This is a genomic window from Lysinibacillus contaminans (assembly GCF_001278945.1).
GTDB classification, from domain to species: Bacteria; Bacillota; Bacilli; order Bacillales_A; family Planococcaceae; genus Lysinibacillus; species Lysinibacillus contaminans.
In genome coordinates, this window is the sequence record NZ_LGRV01000003.1 from 379,528 (window position 1) to 397,488 (window position 17,961).

13 protein-coding genes are annotated in these 17,961 nt (G+C 38.0%); all 13 read left to right on the forward strand.

Translation table 11 applies throughout. The features are described 5' to 3' along the window. Window positions 1–79: 79 nt before the first annotated feature. The 13 genes from clpX to hemL all read left to right on the forward strand — a co-directional run bounded on the left by clpX (window position 80) and on the right by hemL (window position 17,771). A complete protein-coding gene (gene clpX / locus AEA09_RS04215; protein WP_053582651.1) occupies window positions 80–1,351 on the forward strand; it encodes an ATP-dependent protease ATP-binding subunit ClpX in 1,272 nt (423 codons plus the stop codon). Between the two features lie 236 nt (window positions 1,352–1,587). After that, the gene (gene lon / locus AEA09_RS04220) at window positions 1,588–3,912 is read left to right on the forward strand and encodes an endopeptidase La (RefSeq protein WP_053582652.1); all 2,325 of its coding nucleotides are present in this window, start codon (window positions 1,588–1,590) and stop codon (window positions 3,910–3,912) included. A gap of 4 nt (window positions 3,913–3,916) precedes the next feature. Continuing rightward, on the forward strand, window positions 3,917–4,501 hold the full coding sequence (yihA, locus tag AEA09_RS04225; protein WP_053582653.1) for a ribosome biogenesis GTP-binding protein YihA/YsxC: 585 nt from the start codon (window positions 3,917–3,919) through the stop codon (window positions 4,499–4,501). A gap of 120 nt (window positions 4,502–4,621) precedes the next feature. Beyond that, complete coding sequence (locus AEA09_RS19455) at window positions 4,622–4,795, forward strand: YjfB family protein (RefSeq protein ID WP_082332558.1); 174 nt, start codon at window positions 4,622–4,624, stop codon at window positions 4,793–4,795. A 166-nt stretch (window positions 4,796–4,961) separates the two neighbouring features. Then, window positions 4,962–6,614, forward strand: a complete 1,653-nt coding sequence (locus tag AEA09_RS04230; protein ID WP_053582654.1) for a hypothetical protein — start codon at window positions 4,962–4,964, stop codon at window positions 6,612–6,614. A 93-nt stretch (window positions 6,615–6,707) separates the two neighbouring features. Then, on the forward strand, window positions 6,708–8,153 hold the full coding sequence (locus AEA09_RS04235) for an S-layer homology domain-containing protein (RefSeq protein WP_053584599.1): 1,446 nt from the start codon (window positions 6,708–6,710) through the stop codon (window positions 8,151–8,153). Window positions 8,154–8,170: 17 nt separating this feature from the next. Then, on the forward strand, window positions 8,171–11,092 hold the full coding sequence (locus tag AEA09_RS04240) for a vWA domain-containing protein (protein ID WP_053582655.1): 2,922 nt from the start codon (window positions 8,171–8,173) through the stop codon (window positions 11,090–11,092). A gap of 224 nt (window positions 11,093–11,316) precedes the next feature. Beyond that, window positions 11,317–12,690 (forward strand): glutamyl-tRNA reductase, encoded by a 1,374-nt coding sequence (hemA, locus tag AEA09_RS04245; RefSeq protein ID WP_053582656.1) that lies wholly within the window; start codon window positions 11,317–11,319, stop codon window positions 12,688–12,690. A gap of 278 nt (window positions 12,691–12,968) precedes the next feature. Then, window positions 12,969–13,796 carry a cytochrome c biogenesis protein CcsA gene (gene ccsA / locus AEA09_RS04250; protein ID WP_053582657.1) on the forward strand — a complete coding sequence of 276 codons (828 nt, stop codon included), beginning with the start codon at window positions 12,969–12,971 and terminating at the stop codon, window positions 13,794–13,796. Between the two features lie 18 nt (window positions 13,797–13,814). Then, the gene (gene hemC, locus AEA09_RS04255) at window positions 13,815–14,747 is read left to right on the forward strand and encodes a hydroxymethylbilane synthase (RefSeq protein ID WP_053582658.1); all 933 of its coding nucleotides are present in this window, start codon (window positions 13,815–13,817) and stop codon (window positions 14,745–14,747) included. Next, window positions 14,737–15,492: a uroporphyrinogen-III synthase gene (locus AEA09_RS04260; RefSeq protein WP_053582659.1), complete on the forward strand. Its 756-nt coding sequence runs from the start codon at window positions 14,737–14,739 to the stop codon at window positions 15,490–15,492. The genes hemC and AEA09_RS04260 overlap by 11 nt, the downstream gene beginning before the upstream one ends. Before the next feature lie 5 nt (window positions 15,493–15,497). Further along, window positions 15,498–16,478, forward strand: coding sequence for a porphobilinogen synthase (gene hemB, locus AEA09_RS04265; RefSeq protein WP_053582660.1), 981 nt, complete (start codon window positions 15,498–15,500; stop codon window positions 16,476–16,478). Further along, on the forward strand, window positions 16,479–17,771 hold the full coding sequence (gene hemL / locus AEA09_RS04270) for a glutamate-1-semialdehyde 2,1-aminomutase (protein WP_053582661.1): 1,293 nt from the start codon (window positions 16,479–16,481) through the stop codon (window positions 17,769–17,771). Window positions 17,772–17,961: the final 190 nt, after the last annotated feature.

Below are 17,961 nucleotides of genomic sequence, written 5' to 3' on the forward strand. Positions count from 1 at the left end.
CTAAATTTTAAGCAATCAATATATTTGATAATGATTCAATTATCTTGTAAGATTGTTGCTTGAATAGGGGTGAAACATATTGTTCAAATTTAATGATGAAAAAGGCAATTTAAAATGCTCATTCTGTGGTAAGCCACAAGAACAGGTACGTAAATTAGTTGCAGGACCAGGTGTCTATATTTGTGACGAATGTATCGAACTTTGTTCAGAAATCGTTGTAGAGGAACTAGGTGTTGAGGAAGAAATCGAATTTAAAGATGTTCCAAAACCAAAAGAGATCTTATCGATTTTAGATGAGTACGTTATTGGACAAGAGCGTGCTAAAAAAGCCTTAGCGGTTGCGGTTTATAATCACTACAAACGTATTAATACGAATAGTAAAATTGATGACGTAGAATTAGCAAAATCGAACATTGTGTTAATTGGCCCAACTGGTAGCGGTAAAACATTGTTGGCACAAACATTAGCACGTATTCTAAATGTTCCTTTTGCGATTGCAGATGCAACTTCATTAACAGAAGCGGGTTATGTAGGAGAAGACGTAGAAAATATTCTATTAAAACTAATTCAATCTGCAGATTATGATATCGAACGTGCTGAAAAAGGTATCATCTATATTGATGAAATCGATAAAGTAGCACGTAAATCAGAAAACCCATCAATTACACGTGATGTTTCTGGTGAAGGTGTACAACAGGCTCTTCTAAAAATTTTAGAAGGCACAGTTGCAAGCGTACCACCTCAAGGCGGACGTAAACACCCACATCAAGAATTTTTACAAATCGATACGACGAATATTTTATTTATCGTAGGCGGAGCTTTTGATGGCATCGAATCGATTATTAAACGTCGTCAAGGTGAGAAAATTATAGGTTTTGGCTCCGATCCAAACAAAGTGGAAATAGAAGAAGGTTCTTTAATGGCCAAACTAATTCCAGAAGACTTACTTAAATTCGGTTTAATCCCTGAGTTTATCGGCCGTTTACCAGTTTTGGCAAGCTTAGAGCAACTAAATGAATCTGCGCTTGTACAAATTCTGACGGAACCGAAAAATGCATTAGCGAAGCAGTACCAAAAAATGCTTGAGCTTGATGGCGTTGAACTTGAGTTTGATGAAGGTGCGCTTTCTGAAATTGCCAAAGAAGCAATTGACCGTAAAACAGGTGCGCGTGGTCTTCGATCAATTATTGAGTCAACAATGCTTGAAGTAATGTATGAACTACCATCGCGTGATGATGTGAAAAAATGCGTCATTACAGCAAAAACAATTACGGATAAAGAGAAACCGAAATTGCTTCTTGAAGATGGCACTGTACTCGATGAAGGTAATGACAAAAAAACTTCAGCATAATAGAGAAAACTTCGAAGTTATATTCGAAGTTTGATTATCCAATATTATGACTTAAAGAGTAAATTAGCTGGCTTCGATTGTGCAATTCTCGCACAGCTCGACAGTCAGCTTTTTGTTCATACATAAGTGTTTATATAAATGGATACTTTGAATTATTAGTGTGAATCAATTATTTAAACACATACTAATATTGCGGGATTGTGAGTGAGAAAATTTTGATGGAGGTGAATGCCCGCATGGTAACAATACAAAAAACGACCAATATACCCCTATTACCTTTACGTGGACTTTTAGTATATCCTACGATGGTATTACATATTGATGTAGGTAGGAATCGTTCTGTAGCAGCGCTTGAGCAAGCAATGCTAGAAGATCAATTAATTTTATTAGTTACGCAAAAGGAAATGCATGACGAACAACCGGGCAAAGAAGATTTATATAATTTCGGCACAGTGGCATATGTCAAACAGATGCTGAAATTACCCAATGGAACACTTCGTATTTTAGTGGAAGGCATTGCTCGTGCTTCTTGGTCTAATTACACAGCGTTAGAAAACTATACAACTGTTGATATAGATGTAAAGGAAGAATCTGCAGATAAAGATGTGGAGACAATAGCGTTAATGCGCACGCTTCTTACGTATTTTGAGAAGTATGCGAGATCATCAAATAAGATTACGACAGAAACAATTGATACAGTGACGGATATTGAAGAACCTGGTCGATTAGCCGATATTATTGCCTCGCATTTACCAGTAAAAATTTCCGATAAACAAGAAGTATTAGAAATGTTAAATGTGAAAAAGCGTTTAGATCATTTAATTATCCGTTTACATGATGAGCAGGAAGTACTTGATTTAGAGAAGAAAATAAGTGCTAAAGTCAAGCAATCGATGGAACGCACACAAAAAGAGTATTATTTGCGCGAACAAATGAAAGCCATTCAAACAGAGCTTGGAGACAGCGAAGGTAAAACAGGTGAAGTCGCGGCTTTACGCAAACGCATGAACGAATCAGGCATGCCAGAAGCAACGAAAGAAGCTGTTTCAAAGGAACTAGACCGTTATGAAAAGCTACCAACAGCAAGTGCTGAAAGTGGTGTTATTCGAAACTATGTCGATTGGATGGTATCATTACCTTGGTCAAAGAAGACAGAAGACCGGATGGATATAAGTCATGCTGAGAAGATTTTAAACCGAGATCATAATGGTCTTGAAAAAGTAAAAGAACGTGTGCTCGAATATTTAGCTGTGCGTCAGCTAATGAAATCATTACGTGGACCTATTCTTTGTTTAGCGGGCCCTCCAGGTGTTGGGAAAACTTCACTTGCACGTTCGATTGCAGAAAGCTTAGACAGAAATTTTGTCCGTATTTCATTAGGTGGTGTACGTGATGAATCAGAAATCCGGGGCCATCGTCGTACGTATGTTGGCGCGATGCCAGGACGTATTATTCAAGGGATGAAAAAAGCAGGAACAGTGAATCCTGTTTTCTTACTAGATGAAATCGATAAAATGTCGAATGATTTTAGGGGCGATCCTTCGGCAGCGATGCTTGAAGTATTAGATCCTGAGCAAAACAGTGCATTTAGTGATCATTTTATTGAAGAGCCTTACGATTTATCGAATGTGCTATTTATTGCAACGGCGAATGATTTGAGTACAATTCCTGGGCCGCTTTTAGACCGCATGGAAATTATTTCGATTGCAGGTTATACCGAAATCGAAAAAACAGAGATTACAAAAAATCATTTAATTCCAAAGCAATTAGAAGAGCATGGATTGAAAAAAACGCAAGTGATTTTCAAAGATGAAGCGATTCTTGATTTAATTCGCTATTATACGCGCGAAGCTGGAGTGCGTGGTCTTGAGCGTCAAGTCGCATCGATTTGTCGTAAAGTGGCAAAAATTATCGTTTCTGGTGAAAAAAAACGTGTTACTGTGAATTCTAAAACACTAGAAGAATTCCTAGGTAAACATCGTTACCGTTACGGACAAGCTGAAACGGAAAACCAAATTGGTGTCGCAACAGGATTAGCGTATACGACTGTGGGTGGTGATACACTTCAAATAGAGGTTTCCTTAACACCTGGCAAGGGGAAATTGCAGCTGACTGGTAAGCTTGGTGATGTTATGAAGGAATCAGCGCAAACTGCATTATCCTATGTACGCTCAAAAACAAAAGAGCTTGGTGTTGATGCAGAATATTTTGAAACGCATGATATTCATATTCACGTGCCAGAAGGTGCTGTACCAAAAGATGGTCCATCTGCTGGTATTACGATGGCAACTGCCATTACATCTGCCATTTTAAATCGACCAATACGCCGTGAAGTCGGTATGACAGGTGAGATTACACTACGTGGTCGTGTCTTACCAATTGGTGGATTGAAAGAGAAGTCATTGAGTGCGCATCGCGCGGGCTTGACAACAATTATTTGTCCAAAAGACAATGAACGCGACATTGAGGATATTCCTGAAATCGTTCGCGAGCAACTAACATTTAAACTAGTGTCAACTGCTGATGAAGTATTAGCACTTGCACTAGACGGAGGTTTTTAATTACATGAAAGTCCACAATGTCGAACTGGTCATTAGTGCCGTGAGACCAGAACAATATCCAGAGGATGGACTGCCAGAATTTGCATTAGCAGGGCGTTCAAATGTTGGGAAGTCATCATTCATCAACCGTATGATTGGCCGTAAGAGTATGGCGCGTATTTCTTCTAAACCGGGAAAAACGCAAACGCTAAACTTTTATAAAATCGAAGAGCAGTTATTTTTTGTCGATGTACCAGGTTACGGTTATGCAAAAGTTTCCAAAACAGAACGTGAAGCATGGGGTAAGATGATTGAGCGTTATATTACAGGACGCGAAGAGCTTAAGGCGGTCGTCCAAATTGTCGACCTACGCCACCCACCGACTGCTGATGATTGTATGATGTATGATTTCTTAAAGCATTACAATATCCCATGTATTATCATTGCAACAAAGGCGGACAAAATTCCTAAAGGTAAATGGGATAAGCACAAAAAAATAGTTAAAGAAACACTCGATATGGATAAAAATGATCCACTTATCGTCTTCTCTTCTGAAAAAGGGTTAGGCTTTGAAGAAGCTTGGCGAGAAATCGAAAATAAAATGATGTAACAAAAAAACATTTACAACGTCTAATTAATACGTTGTAGATGTTTTTTTATGTAGAAATCTGTAAAAATACTTGATGTATGAAATGATTGACCGATAATGTAGATAGGAGGTGGTGTGTAAATGGATATCGCAGCTTTATCAATTGCCATGAGCCAAACAAATTTAATGCAAAATGTATCTTTAGCTGTTACAAAACAAGCAATGGACTTGCAACAACAGAATACTGAACAGCTAGTAGAAATGTTAGATGCTCCACATCCGACAGCGGGACATACAATTGACATTCAAGTCTGATAATGGAAAGGTAGCTTGAAGTTGGAAGCTACCTCTATCTTTATATCCAATAGAGTAAAGTTAGTTTTAAATTCCGGTGGGAAAATACAACTTATTGAATAAGAAATGTATAAGTAGATACGATATACTATTCATGAATAATACATAGTTAGGGAGGCAGGAATTGTTGAAAAAAATATCATACATACTTATGATTCTTTTACTTATGATGGTAGCTTTACCATCAGGGCAGTCTGCACAAGCGGCTCAGCAAGTAACTGGGACATTTGTGGATGTTACATATTCAGAGCATACAAATGCTGATGGAGAAGTAGAAAAACAGCTTAGTAAAATTACCTTACAAAATGATAGTGGGCGTACAGTTACATTCAATATCAACAATAGTGTTCTTCTTTATATTAATAACACTCAAACAACGATTGAAGGCTTTAAAATGGGCATGAAGGTGGAGGCAGAGATTTCGCTTCGACGTGTGGTAGCTCTTCGTGGATCTTCGAATATCTCAGAGGAGTCTACTACGGTTGCACAAAATGCCAAAACAATCGCAGGTGTAGTAACAAGTATCGATCCAAACGGTATGTTCATTATGGTGAAACCGGATGTTGGAAAAGAAACAACCTATTATATCAATAAAGATACAGCCTATCAAAAGAATTCATCCGCTGTGGACATTAGCTCGTTGTACATTGGTGATCGCGTTAAGCTAAAGCTAAACAACGCTAGTACATCTATTGTTTCAAAGGTAGAAATTAGTGTGTCTGGGACATTGGTTGAAAACCTGTATAAGGGCGAAATTCAAACGGTCAATGCAAATAGCAATAAATTAACGGTGAAGAATCAACACGCTTTAGAGAACTGGCAATTTGGAAATGGTCCAACCTCTGCACTGTCTACTATGTCTTTCGCTTCAAAAGTACCTATCTATGTTGGCAATAAAAAAATAGAAAAAGGTCAGCTGAAGAATTACATTGGTAGTGAAGCGTATTACGCAACAGTAAAGCAATTTGGTAAGGAAGTTATTGAGAAAATTGTCGTGCTTCAAAACAATGAACGTACGTACTATGAAGCGATGACCTCTGTAGATACAGGCTATCAGTTCTTAACGCTGAAATCAGCTGGGCGTATGTATTATCATGATGGCTCAATTTTAATTCGTAATGGACGTTTAATTGAACCGACGGGCTTAATGGCATATGGTACAGCATTTGTTGTTTCTGATGGTGCAGTTCGTGATCATTATGCACAAGTTGTTCAAGTGACAAGTGATAGCTTTATGTCACCGAACTTAGCATCACATGATTTGTACTACGGTAAATTAGTACAGGCTGATGGTTATTTAATTGAAATCGATGATGCAATAAAGATTGAATCGAACGTCTTTAAAGATACAGATGGGCAAGTATTATCGATTAGTAATTCGACAAAGGCAAAAGTTAATGACGATGCCAAAACATATACAATCGTTCCAGATATTGAGTTATATCTTTACGAAGACCAATACGGTTACTTCTATGTGAAGGATGGTCATGTACAAGCAATTCATATGCTAGACAATGCAACACCAGTAGCACAGAGAATGCTAGTTGGTAAACTTCAATCAGTAAAATCAACGTTCCCTGCAATGATTAATGTGAAGAGTGTTAGTCAATGGATGAACGGAAGTTGGTACGAAGCAGGGGAAGTAATCGATATGGATATCGATCAAGCGACAATTATTAAAGCAGGCAAAGTTATTCAGCCATCCGACTTAAAACCCTCAGATCGTTTAGTCGTTATGTCGAACAATTTTGTAAAAGGCTACTTTATTTTAGTCGATTAATAGTGAAGGCGGCATGTGGAGATTTTTCACATGCCATCGCCGCTTTCAATTCTAGTGAATAGGTTGAAAGATGAAAGAGAGGGACAACATCTCATGCAAAAGTATGTAAAAAGTCTTTGTATATCATGTCTTGCTCTCATCATTATGATGATGGGAATACAAGTAGATGCATCAGCCGCTTCTCCAGAAACAACTGGAGCAGTTAAAAATGAGTATACATATGAAGAAGCCGTATTTATCTCAGGGAAACCAGTCGTATTTACAGGCACAAGTAAAAATGTGAAAATCACACAAAAAGAATCTAAGGGAAAAATAACTGAATCGTATAATATGAAACTAACTTCTAACAGTGGAGATACACTTTCACGTACGGTTTCATATGAATCTGATGTGGTCGATCACACAACGATTGGTCAAAAAACGGCGAATGGTGTAGTGAAAAAATATTCAGAGAAAATTGCCATTGCTGGTGTCACGTACACATTAGCTGATTATCAATTCTCACAAGGTACAGTAACGGATAATCGTGCAGCATCTGATTATTACTCAGGTAATGTTATTTCACGAAAAACGTATACATCTTCAGGTAAGAAAAATCAACCAACTCAAACAATTACTATCGAAACAGATAGTCGTCATGTAGGGTATGAAAATTTCTGGGGTGCCACAGAAACACAAATTACAGAGACGGTTATTTCGAATAGTGATGGTACAACAGGGCATGTGAAAAATCGCCTATCAACTAGCAAATCACGAGTTTTAAACTATGAAGAGAATCCTGCTGATCTATCAAGCTTTGATGGAGGTTACGCGGTAGTAAGTGAAAAAGATGTTGTGTCTGAATATACGTATAATTTAGGTTCGGGTGCAAGGGGCACATTAAACTTAGATGCAGAATATATGCCGACGATTGAGCGTCTAATCATTCCAAAATTTCGCGATATTTCAAACCATTACGCGAAGGATGGCATTGAAAAGTTATATTCATTAGGTATTTATCAAGATGCGAGCAATTTCTTCTCGCCAAACACGCCGATGAAACGCTCCGATTTTACTATAGCAATCGGGAAAGCGGTAGATTTACGTGTAATGGAAGAAAAGAAATCGAAAAAACCATCTACAACTAGTATTTTCAAAGATGTGAAACGCACAATGAAAGACTACGCTTATATTGAATCAGCAGTGAATAAAGGCATTATCAACGGAGTAACGCCAGAATACTTTAAACCAGATAATGCAATTACTCGTGCACAGGCATCTGCAATTTTTGTACGTGCTTTAGGTATGGAAAATAAAGCGCCAGAGCCGGGCTATATTACTAAATTTGCAGATGATGCACAAATTCCAGATTACGCACGTGATGGTATTTATATTGTTAACGAGCTAGGTTTAATGATGGGTGATCCAGTAACAGGACGATTTAATCCAAACCAGTCATTAACGCGTGCGCAGGCTTCGGTTGTACTTGAGCGTTTCTTAAACTATTTAGAAAATGACTTGAAACAAAATCATAGGGATGACGTACTATTCTTCGATTAAGGAAAGGATTTGAATAAATGAGGTATGTGAAAAAAGCTCTTTTATTACTATTTTGTTTCGTGCTAACATTTGTCACTGTTGCACCAACAATGACACAAGCAGCTACGACTATTCAAGATGTTCCTACGACAAATAGTAAATATGCAGCGATTTCTTGGGCGATAAATAACGACTTAATGTCTACAAATGCCGCAAATAATTTCTTGCCAGATGGACAGGTTGCTGAACGAGATGTTGTGACGATGTTCTCTAAACTAGATAAAAACTATGCATTAAGTTACAACGAAAGTGTTGCTTATAACTTCTATAGTGAATTTTTCTTACCATTAGAAGGCACATTTGTTGCTACGAATCGTACGAAAACAATTACGCGTGGACATTTTGCGCGCATTTATGCAGCGTTTAAAGGATTAGACTTAGACGAGCCACAAGCTGTGCAATATCTATATACAAATGATATTTCAACAGGGTCTACTGGTAAAAAAACATTTGCTGATTTTAATCCTTCTACAAAGCTAACACGTGGCGATTTAGCAGTATTTTTATATCGTGGCGTACAAAATGCTTCATTTGCTGTACAAGGTTTAAAAAAGGCAGCATCTGGACGTGATAATCACAAAATTACATTACCAGCGGGCTTTATGGGTTCAACAAGTGAAGATTTTGAAGAGCCTAAAGATAATGACAATGATTTTGTAGGACCACCATATGTAAACAATGCGTTGCAATCGATAGATATAGAAAATCCAGACTTAATCGCAAATGGTGTAGATAAAACGTTGATAACGGTTTCATTAAAAGCATGTAATGGTGATCCGATTGCAGATGATAAATCGTATACGTTCCGTGTAACATCTTCGCATGGTGCAAAGATTGTCGATGCAAGTGGGGAAGCTGTTCGAAATGTTCAATCTGATGGCTCGACTGTATCTGCTATCGTTGTTGCACCAGAGTTAACAAAATCTGCACGTGATGTAATTTCCTTTGAATTAATAAACAACACAGATCCAAGTATGAAATGTCTTGTTGGTGAAAAGTTAAATGCTAATGTTCGTTATGCACCAAAGGCAGAAATGCGCATTAACTTTGAAGTCTATGATCCGAAAAATTCAAGTGATCCAGATAAAGATCCACCACCGTTTGATAAGGCTGAAGAAAAACCTGACGTCTTTACAGAAAATCTTGTTGATGTATATGGTCCAGTACCATTAAATCCAAATTCAGATGAAAAGACATTTAGTATTGGGCAACAAACAAATGTAACGAATGCTGTAGGGGCAGTCGAAAACAAATATGTGCAGTATGGCGGTAGTGACCCAAGCTATCCAGCGCTCCGCTACGAAAATGCTCAATTGCAATTTGAAAACTATGATATTTCGGTGTTCTTATTTGAACAAATACTGCAACATCGTATCGATAATTCGGTGACGAAACCAGCTAAGACTGAACTTATGTATATGATTAATGACAAGGGTAATCCGATTTATCGTATTCAAGGTATTGATGATGCGATTGCGTCACAAGTAGAAAATATCAACCCGGTAGGCTCAATTATTCAATTAATGAGTCATATGCCGGAGGAAAAAAAGCTAACAATTGAGCATTATGATAGTGTCATGAAAATCTATGCTATTTTAAGTAATTTAAGTAACTATGACCGTACTGTATTGCTTAAATATCAAGGTGGTAAATTACTTGGTCAAGTAGAAGCGTATAAAAAACGTGTAGAGGCACTGAAAGAAAGTGCTGATGAAGCTGCAAGACCTAATGGGAAAGATCGCTATACAAAAGTAATGGTGACACTTGTAAGTCCTGGTGGAGATATTGTGACGGACTATCAAGGTACGGTGAAAATTACATTTGATGGTGTTGAAAAAACGGCTTCGTTTGTAACGAACACTTCAGACTACGTAACGGGTACAGGTAACCCTGGTACAGCAGTAGCTTATTTTGATTCAATTCTTTACGGAGATTCTAAAATAGAAGCAGAATTAGTCAATAAAGTCGATCCACGTTATGCAACGATTTTAAAGGACATTACAAATAAGACCATCTCAAAACAAATTTTCACGAATCCATATTTCTCTGAAAATACATGTTCTCTTGCATCTGAAGTAGCGTATGTAGTCGATTATTCTGCATCGATGCGTGCAGTTGACCCAACAAACTACCGAGGTACAAAGACGAATGAGCTAATTAAACAAATTAATGCCAAAAATAGTATCGTTATTAAAACGAATACGAAAGCGCAAGTATTAAGAGAAGGCGATACAGAAACTGTATTAAAACATAGCTTATTTAAAGATCAAAAAGACTCAGGTGCGACAGATATTTTTACGGGTGTTAAATTAGCTTTAACGAAGTTCTCAGCTGATCAGAAAACATCTAAATCAATTGTAATCGTGTCGGATGGCAAAACGAGCAAATCTAGCTTGAATGAATCAATTGCCGCAGCGAAAAAACAAGGGGTTAAAGTTTATACAGTAAGCATGGGGAAAAAATCGCAGATTAATGAAAAAGTATTGAAGCAATTAGCAGAAGATACTGGCGGAACTTATTTCCACGTTACAAGTAATATGCAATTGCACAAGGCATACCAAGTCATCATTGACTCGATTTTATGTAAAAAAGTATACCCGAGCTGTATAAATGGCGGAGACTTATTTGATACATCGACAGTGACAATTCGTAAAGGTAATATTACGATGAACGCACGTATCCCATCTGATTGCCCAGGCGTAGAACGTGTTGTTGTGCGTTACTCATCTGTCAGTGGTGATATTCAGTTTGATTTAACGAAGCGAAGTGATAACGTCTTTATGCTAACGAAAACTGTACAGGTTATGCAAGACTTTAAAATCAATACAGAAGTCGAGTTTTTAGCCTACGATAAAGACAATAATTTACTATCTTCGAAAAAGGTGAAAGTTTCAAATTAATAGGCAAGTTCAGCTGCTCCTGCTATTTCTAGGGGCAGTTTTTTTATAAATAATACATTAATGTGAAACACATTTATTGTAACGCTTCGTATAGTTTGATAAACTTAGTTTATAATAATTCTAATGTAAGAAGTTCTTCATTGCTTGTTCACAAATTATAGATGAACTACTGTCGAACTATGTTATAATAAAATTTATGAATTAGAACGTGTGAGGTGTTATTCGTGCATACCATCGTAGTAGGCTTGAATTATAAAACAGCGCCGATTGAAATTCGTGAGCAGCTGTCATTCGTTGAGAGTGAGCTACCACAGGCAATGGAAGCGCTACAAAAACAGAAAAGTATATTGGAAAACGTCATTGTTTCGACATGTAACCGCACAGAAATTTATGCGGTCGTAGATCAATTACATACAGGACGACACTTTGTGAAGCAATTTTTAGCAGATTGGTTCAACTTGCCCGTGGAGACTTTCTCTGCTCATTTATTTATTCGTGAAGAGGATGCGGCATTAGAGCACCTATTCAAGGTGACAGCTGGGATTGACTCAATGATCCTTGGCGAAACGCAAATTTTAGGTCAAGTGAAAAAAAGCTTCTTGAATGGACAAGAAATTGGGACGACTGGTACGGTCTACAATCAACTATTTAAACAAGCGGTAACCTTTGCAAAACGTGCACATAATGAAACGGCTATCGGTGAAAATGCGGTATCGGTATCTTATGCAGCAGTGGAACTTGCTAAGAAAATTTTCGGTTCATTAGGACGTAAGCATGTAGCGATTTTGGGCGCTGGTAAAATGGGTGAGCTCGCGATTGAAAACTTATACGGGAGTGGTGTAGGTAAAGTAACAGTCATTAACCGTACGTTTGAAAAAGCAGAGAGCTTAGCAGCAAAATTCCATGGTGAGGCAAAATCGATGAAAGAATTACAATGCTCGCTGCTAGAAGCAGATATTTTAATTACGTCAACTGGTGCATCGGATTATGTCATTGACTATGAATTGATGGAATTTGTTGATCGATTACGTAAAGGTAAACCGTTATTCATGGTAGATATTGCAGTGCCGCGTGATATAGATCCCCAAGTAGGCGATTTACCGAATGTTTTCTTATACGATATTGATGATCTACAAGGTATTGTTGAGGCGAATTTAGCGGAACGTGAGCGTGCTGCTACTGATATAACTCAAATGATTGGCAAAGAAGTTGTACAGTTTAAAGATTGGTTTGCAACACTTGGTGTCGTGCCGGTTATTTCAGCACTGCGAAAAAAAGCGAATCAAATTCAAGAAGAAACTATGTTGAGTATTGAAAATAAAATGCCTGATTTAACGGATCGTGAACGTAAAATTTTAAGTAAACATACGAAATCCATAATTAATCAATTATTAAAAGAGCCTATTTTGCAAGCGAAAGAAATAGCGAATTCACCAAAAGCAAATGAACAGTTACGTTTATTCCAACAAATATTCGGTATTGAAGATGCGGTGGAAGAAGAAGTTGATTCAATGAACAAGCAAGAGCTGCAACGTAAAGAGCAAGTACAGCAACAACAGCAGCAACAGCAGGCTTCTATGCAACCAAAGTACTCTTAATAAATGAATTTATATGAGGCGTTTTCGTATCTGTGTGGTAAACTAAGGATACGAAAACGTTTTTATTTTTTAAAAATGTCTAGGCTAAAGCGCACACCGCCAGAGGTCGTTTTGAATCCTGAAGTAAAAGTGTAAATGCGCACGTTCACTTCAGATTCTCCAACGTATCAGGCTCACACTATATGAATTATGTCGATATCGCCACAAGACGTGGCATTTTTATCAACGCGGTGTAGACAGGCGCTTTAGCACTTTTCTATATAAAGAAGGGATATTTATTGGCTGATTTGACAATGACAAGGCTCTATGAGGTAATGATCGTCTTGTACGCGATCAGTCTAGTATTTTACTTTACTGATTACTTTTATAAGCAAATACGTGCAAGGAGAATTGCTTTTTGGCTTGTTTCATTTGTATGGGTGATTCAAAGCACAATTATTTTGTTAACTATTATTGAACTAAAGCGTTTTCCTATTTTATCGTTGTATGAAGGCATTCTCTTTTACTCATGGTTACTCGTGACGTTATCGATTATTCTTCATTGTATTGCGAGAGTGGATTTACCGGTATTTATTATTAATATACTAGGCTTTGTGTTTGCGAGTATTTTTACATTTATGCCGAAACGTCCGACTGGAGCAGTAGGTGAGACATTAATCTCGGAAATGCTTTTTATTCATATATCGTTTGCGATTTTATCGTACGCGGCATTTACACTAGCATTTGTGTTCTCGACATTGTATTTAGTATTATATCGTTTATTAAAGAAGAAAAAGTTTACGCATTTATGGACGCGTTTGCCGTCTTTACAGCAAACGAGTAACTGGATAAATGTATCGTTTTTTGTCGGGATTCCATTGTTATTTGTAAGTTTGATTTTAGGGTTTGAGTGGGCACTATTAACGCTAGATAGTTTTTTTATTTTTGACGCTAAAATTATTGGGTCCTTTATATTATTAGTACTTTATTGCTGTATTTTATATGTGAATCGTAAAGGTAAGCTGACCGGCACAAATTATGCGTGGGTACATATTTACGCTTATTTATTAGTTGTCGCAAATTTCTTTTTAGGTAGTAGTTTATCGCGATTCCATTTATGGTATTAGAAGAAAGGTTGGAGACTGTTGAGAAAAATTATCGTAGGTTCAAGAAGAAGTAAGCTAGCATTAACACAAACGAATTGGTTCATTAATGAACTAAAGGCGGCTGGAGCACCATTTGAATTTGAAGTGAAAGAAATTGTGACTAAAGGTGACCAAATCTTAGATGTACAATTATCAAAAGTTGGTGGTAAAGGATTATTCGTAAAAGAGATTGAACAAGCACTTTACGACAAAGAAATCGACTTTGCTGTGCATTCTATGAAGGATATGCCTGCTGTGTTACCAGAAGGTTTAGTCATTGGCTGTATCCCACCTCGTGAAGATGCACGTGACGCGTTTATTTCGAAAGGACATGTGAAATTTGCAGATCTTCCAGCAGGCGCTGTTGTCGGTACAAGTTCACTTCGTCGTAGTGCACAACTATTGACATTACGTCCAGATGTAGAAATTAAATGGATTCGTGGAAATGTTGACACACGTTTAGCGAAACTTGAGACAGAGGAATACGATGCAATTATTTTAGCAGCAGCAGGTTTAAAGCGACTTGGCTGGAGCGATGATGTTGTAACAGAGTTTTTAACTATTGAAGACTGTCTACCAGCTGTTGCACAAGGTTCTTTGGGCATTGAATGTCGCGAAGATGATGTGGAATTATTAGCTGAGTTATCGAAACTTACGGATAGTGCGACATGGAAAGAAGCACATGCTGAGCGTGCGTTTTTAGCAGCTATGGACGGCGGTTGTCAAGTACCTATCGCAGGGTATGCAAAAACAAATGGGGATCAAATTACGCTTACAGGGTTAGTAGCAGCACCAGATGCTTCAGTTGTTTATAAAGAGACTGTAGTTGGATCTGACGCAGAGGCGATTGGTAAAGAGCTTGCGGATATTTTAACGGAGCAAGGTGCCTTTGATTTAATCCAACGTGTAAAGGCAGAGCAAGATGCAAAATAATTTACCTTTACAAGGTAAAATAATTATTTTGACGGGTACATCTAAAACGAGCACAATCATCGAAGAAATTACAACGCTAGGTGGCCGAGCAATCGTTACCCCATTGATTGAAACTTGCGAATTCATAGATCGAAATGATGAAGTGCAACTAGAGTATGCACGCCAATTTAACTGGCTTATTTTCACAAGTCAAAATGCAGTGGATGCATTTGCTAGTAAGATGAAGAGATTTAATTTAAGCGCATGGCATTTTCAAGGGAAGATTGCGTCAATTGGAACAAAAACAACAGAGGCTTTAGAGGAACTAGGTTTTAATATTAGTTTTATGCCAACTGTTTTTAGTGCTGATGTATTTGTTAAAGAATTCCCAAGTGTAGCAGGAGATAATCCGACTTGTTTGTTTATTCGTGGAGAAAAGGCGAAGAAAACATTAAAGGATGGTTTACCATTCGAAATAAAGGAATGGACGATTTACGAAACACTTGAACGACATGATCACAAGCAAATCATTATTGATAGCATTCGTGAAAATAAGGATGTTACCGTCATTTTTGCGAGTCCATCAGCTGTGGATGTGTACGCATTAGATGTAGCCTCTGTTGTCGGCTGGGAAGCGGTTCGCGTAGCTGCAATTGGTCATATTACGGAGGCGGCCATTACGAATCACGGCGCTACTGTAGATGTGAAGCCGAGTGTATATACGATGCAGGCTGTACTCGAGGAATTAACGAAAGTAGAGGAATAGAGAACATGACACAATTACAATTTCAAAGACATCGTCGTCTGCGCGCAAATGCTACAATGCGCGCTATGGTAAAAGAAACATACTTACACAAAGAAGATCTAATTTATCCGATTTTTGTCATGGAAGGCGAAAATATTAAAAATGAAGTATCTTCAATGCCAGGTGTATTTCAGTTTTCATTAGATAATTTAGGGGCAGAAATCGATGAAGTTGTCGCTTTAGGTATTCCTGCTGTCATTTTATTTGGTTTACCTGCAGAAAAAGATGCTGTTGGTTCCGGTGCCTACCACGATCATGGTATTGTGCAAGAGGCTACTCGCCTTGTCAAGGAACGTCATCCTGAGCTGTTAGTTATTGCAGATACTTGTCTATGTGAATATACAGACCACGGACATTGTGGTGTCATTGAAGGGGAGCAAATTTTAAATGACCCTTCATTGGATTTACTTGCGCGTACAGCAATATCACAAGCACAAGCGGGTGCCGATATTATTGCGCCTTCGAACATGATGGATGGCTTCGTTACAGCTATTCGTGCAGGCTTAGATGCAGCTGGCTTTGAAAATGTACCAATTATGTCCTATGCGGTAAAATATGCTTCAAGTTATTACGGACCGTTCCGTGATGCGGCTGATGGTGCACCGCAATTTGGTGATCGTCAATCGTATCAAATGGACCCTTCAAATCGTTTAGAAGCGTTCCGTGAAGCAGAATCTGATGTAGCGGAAGGTGCGGATTTCTTAATCGTAAAGCCAGCACTTAGCTATTTAGATATTATTCGTGATGTGAAAAATAACTTTGCATTACCGATTGTTGCTTACAATGTATCTGGTGAGTATGCAATGGTGAAGGCAGCTGCAATAAACGGCTGGATTGATGAGAAAAAAGTTGTGCTTGAAACATTACTAGGTATGAAACGTGCAGGTTCAGATTTAATTATTACGTATCATGCAAAAGAGGCAGCACGCTGGTTGGAGGAGAAATAAATGGCTCGTTCTTACGAAAAATCAAAACAAGCATATGCTGAAGCGATAAATCTAATGCCTGGTGGCGTTAGTAGTCCAGTACGTGCATTCAAATCAGTAAATATGGATCCAATCTTCATGGAATCTGGTCAAGGTGCAATTATTAAAGATATCGATGGCAATGAATATATTGACTACGTACTATCCTGGGGTCCACTTATTTTAGGTCATACGCATCCAGAAGTTGTTAAAGCTATTGCTGAAACAGCGGCAAAGGGTTCTTCATTCGGTGCACCAAGCTATACTGAAAATCGTTTAGCTAAATTAGTATTAGACCGTCTGCCAGCCATGGATATGATTCGTTTCGTATCTTCAGGGACAGAAGCGACGATGTCAGCACTTCGTGTCGCACGTGGTGTTACGGGTCGAGATAAAATTTTGAAATTCGAAGGTTCTTACCACGGTCATGGTGATTCACTGCTTATCAAGGCTGGATCAGGTGTTGCAACACTTGGTTTACCAGATAGTCCAGGGGTACCTGCAGATATCGCGAAAAACACATTGACAGTTGCATACAACGATTTAACATCGGTTAAAGCAGTGTTTGAAAGTTTCGGTTCAGAACTTGCGGCAGTTATCGTTGAGCCAGTTGCTGGGAATATGGGTGTTGTACCACCGCAACCAGAATTTTTACAAGGCTTACGTGACTTAACAAAAGAGCACGGCACGATTCTAATCTTCGATGAAGTAATGACAGGATTCCGTGTAGATTATGGGTGCGCACAAGGTTACTTCGGCATCGAGCCAGATATCACTTGTTTAGGTAAAGTAATCGGTGGAGGGCTTCCAGTAGGGGCATACGCCGGTAAAAAAGAAATTATGAAGCAAGTTGCGCCTGCCGGTCCTATTTACCAAGCAGGTACTCTTTCAGGGAACCCACTTGCGATGACAGCAGGATATGAAACATTATCTCGTTTAGATGCTGGTTCTTATGATTACTTCAAAAAACTAGGTGACCAATTAGAAGAAGGTTTCCGTGAGGCAGCTACGAAATACAATATTCCTCATACAGTAAACAGAGCAGGTTCGATGATTGGTTTCTTCTTCACAAATGAAGATGTGATCGACTTTGCTACTGCCAAAACTTCTGATTTACAATTGTTTGCTGAATATTTCCGTTTAATGGCAGAAGAAGGTATTTTCCTACCTCCTTCACAATTTGAAGGGTTATTCATCTCAACAGCACATACAGAAGAGCATATTGCGCAAACAGTGGAAGCTTTCCATAAAGTATTTGCACAATTAGCACGTTAATATATTTGTATTTATAAAGCCATCCGTTATGGGTGGCTTTTTTTGTTTTAAAGAAATGCAATTAACTATCTTTTGTGAATGATTCCTCCTCATTCTGTCTTTTATTATTGTGTAAAGTATAGTATTCTAATATTTGTATAATAATAGTGAATTTTCAATAATATGGTTCTTTATCATAGCTTGTGGTTGA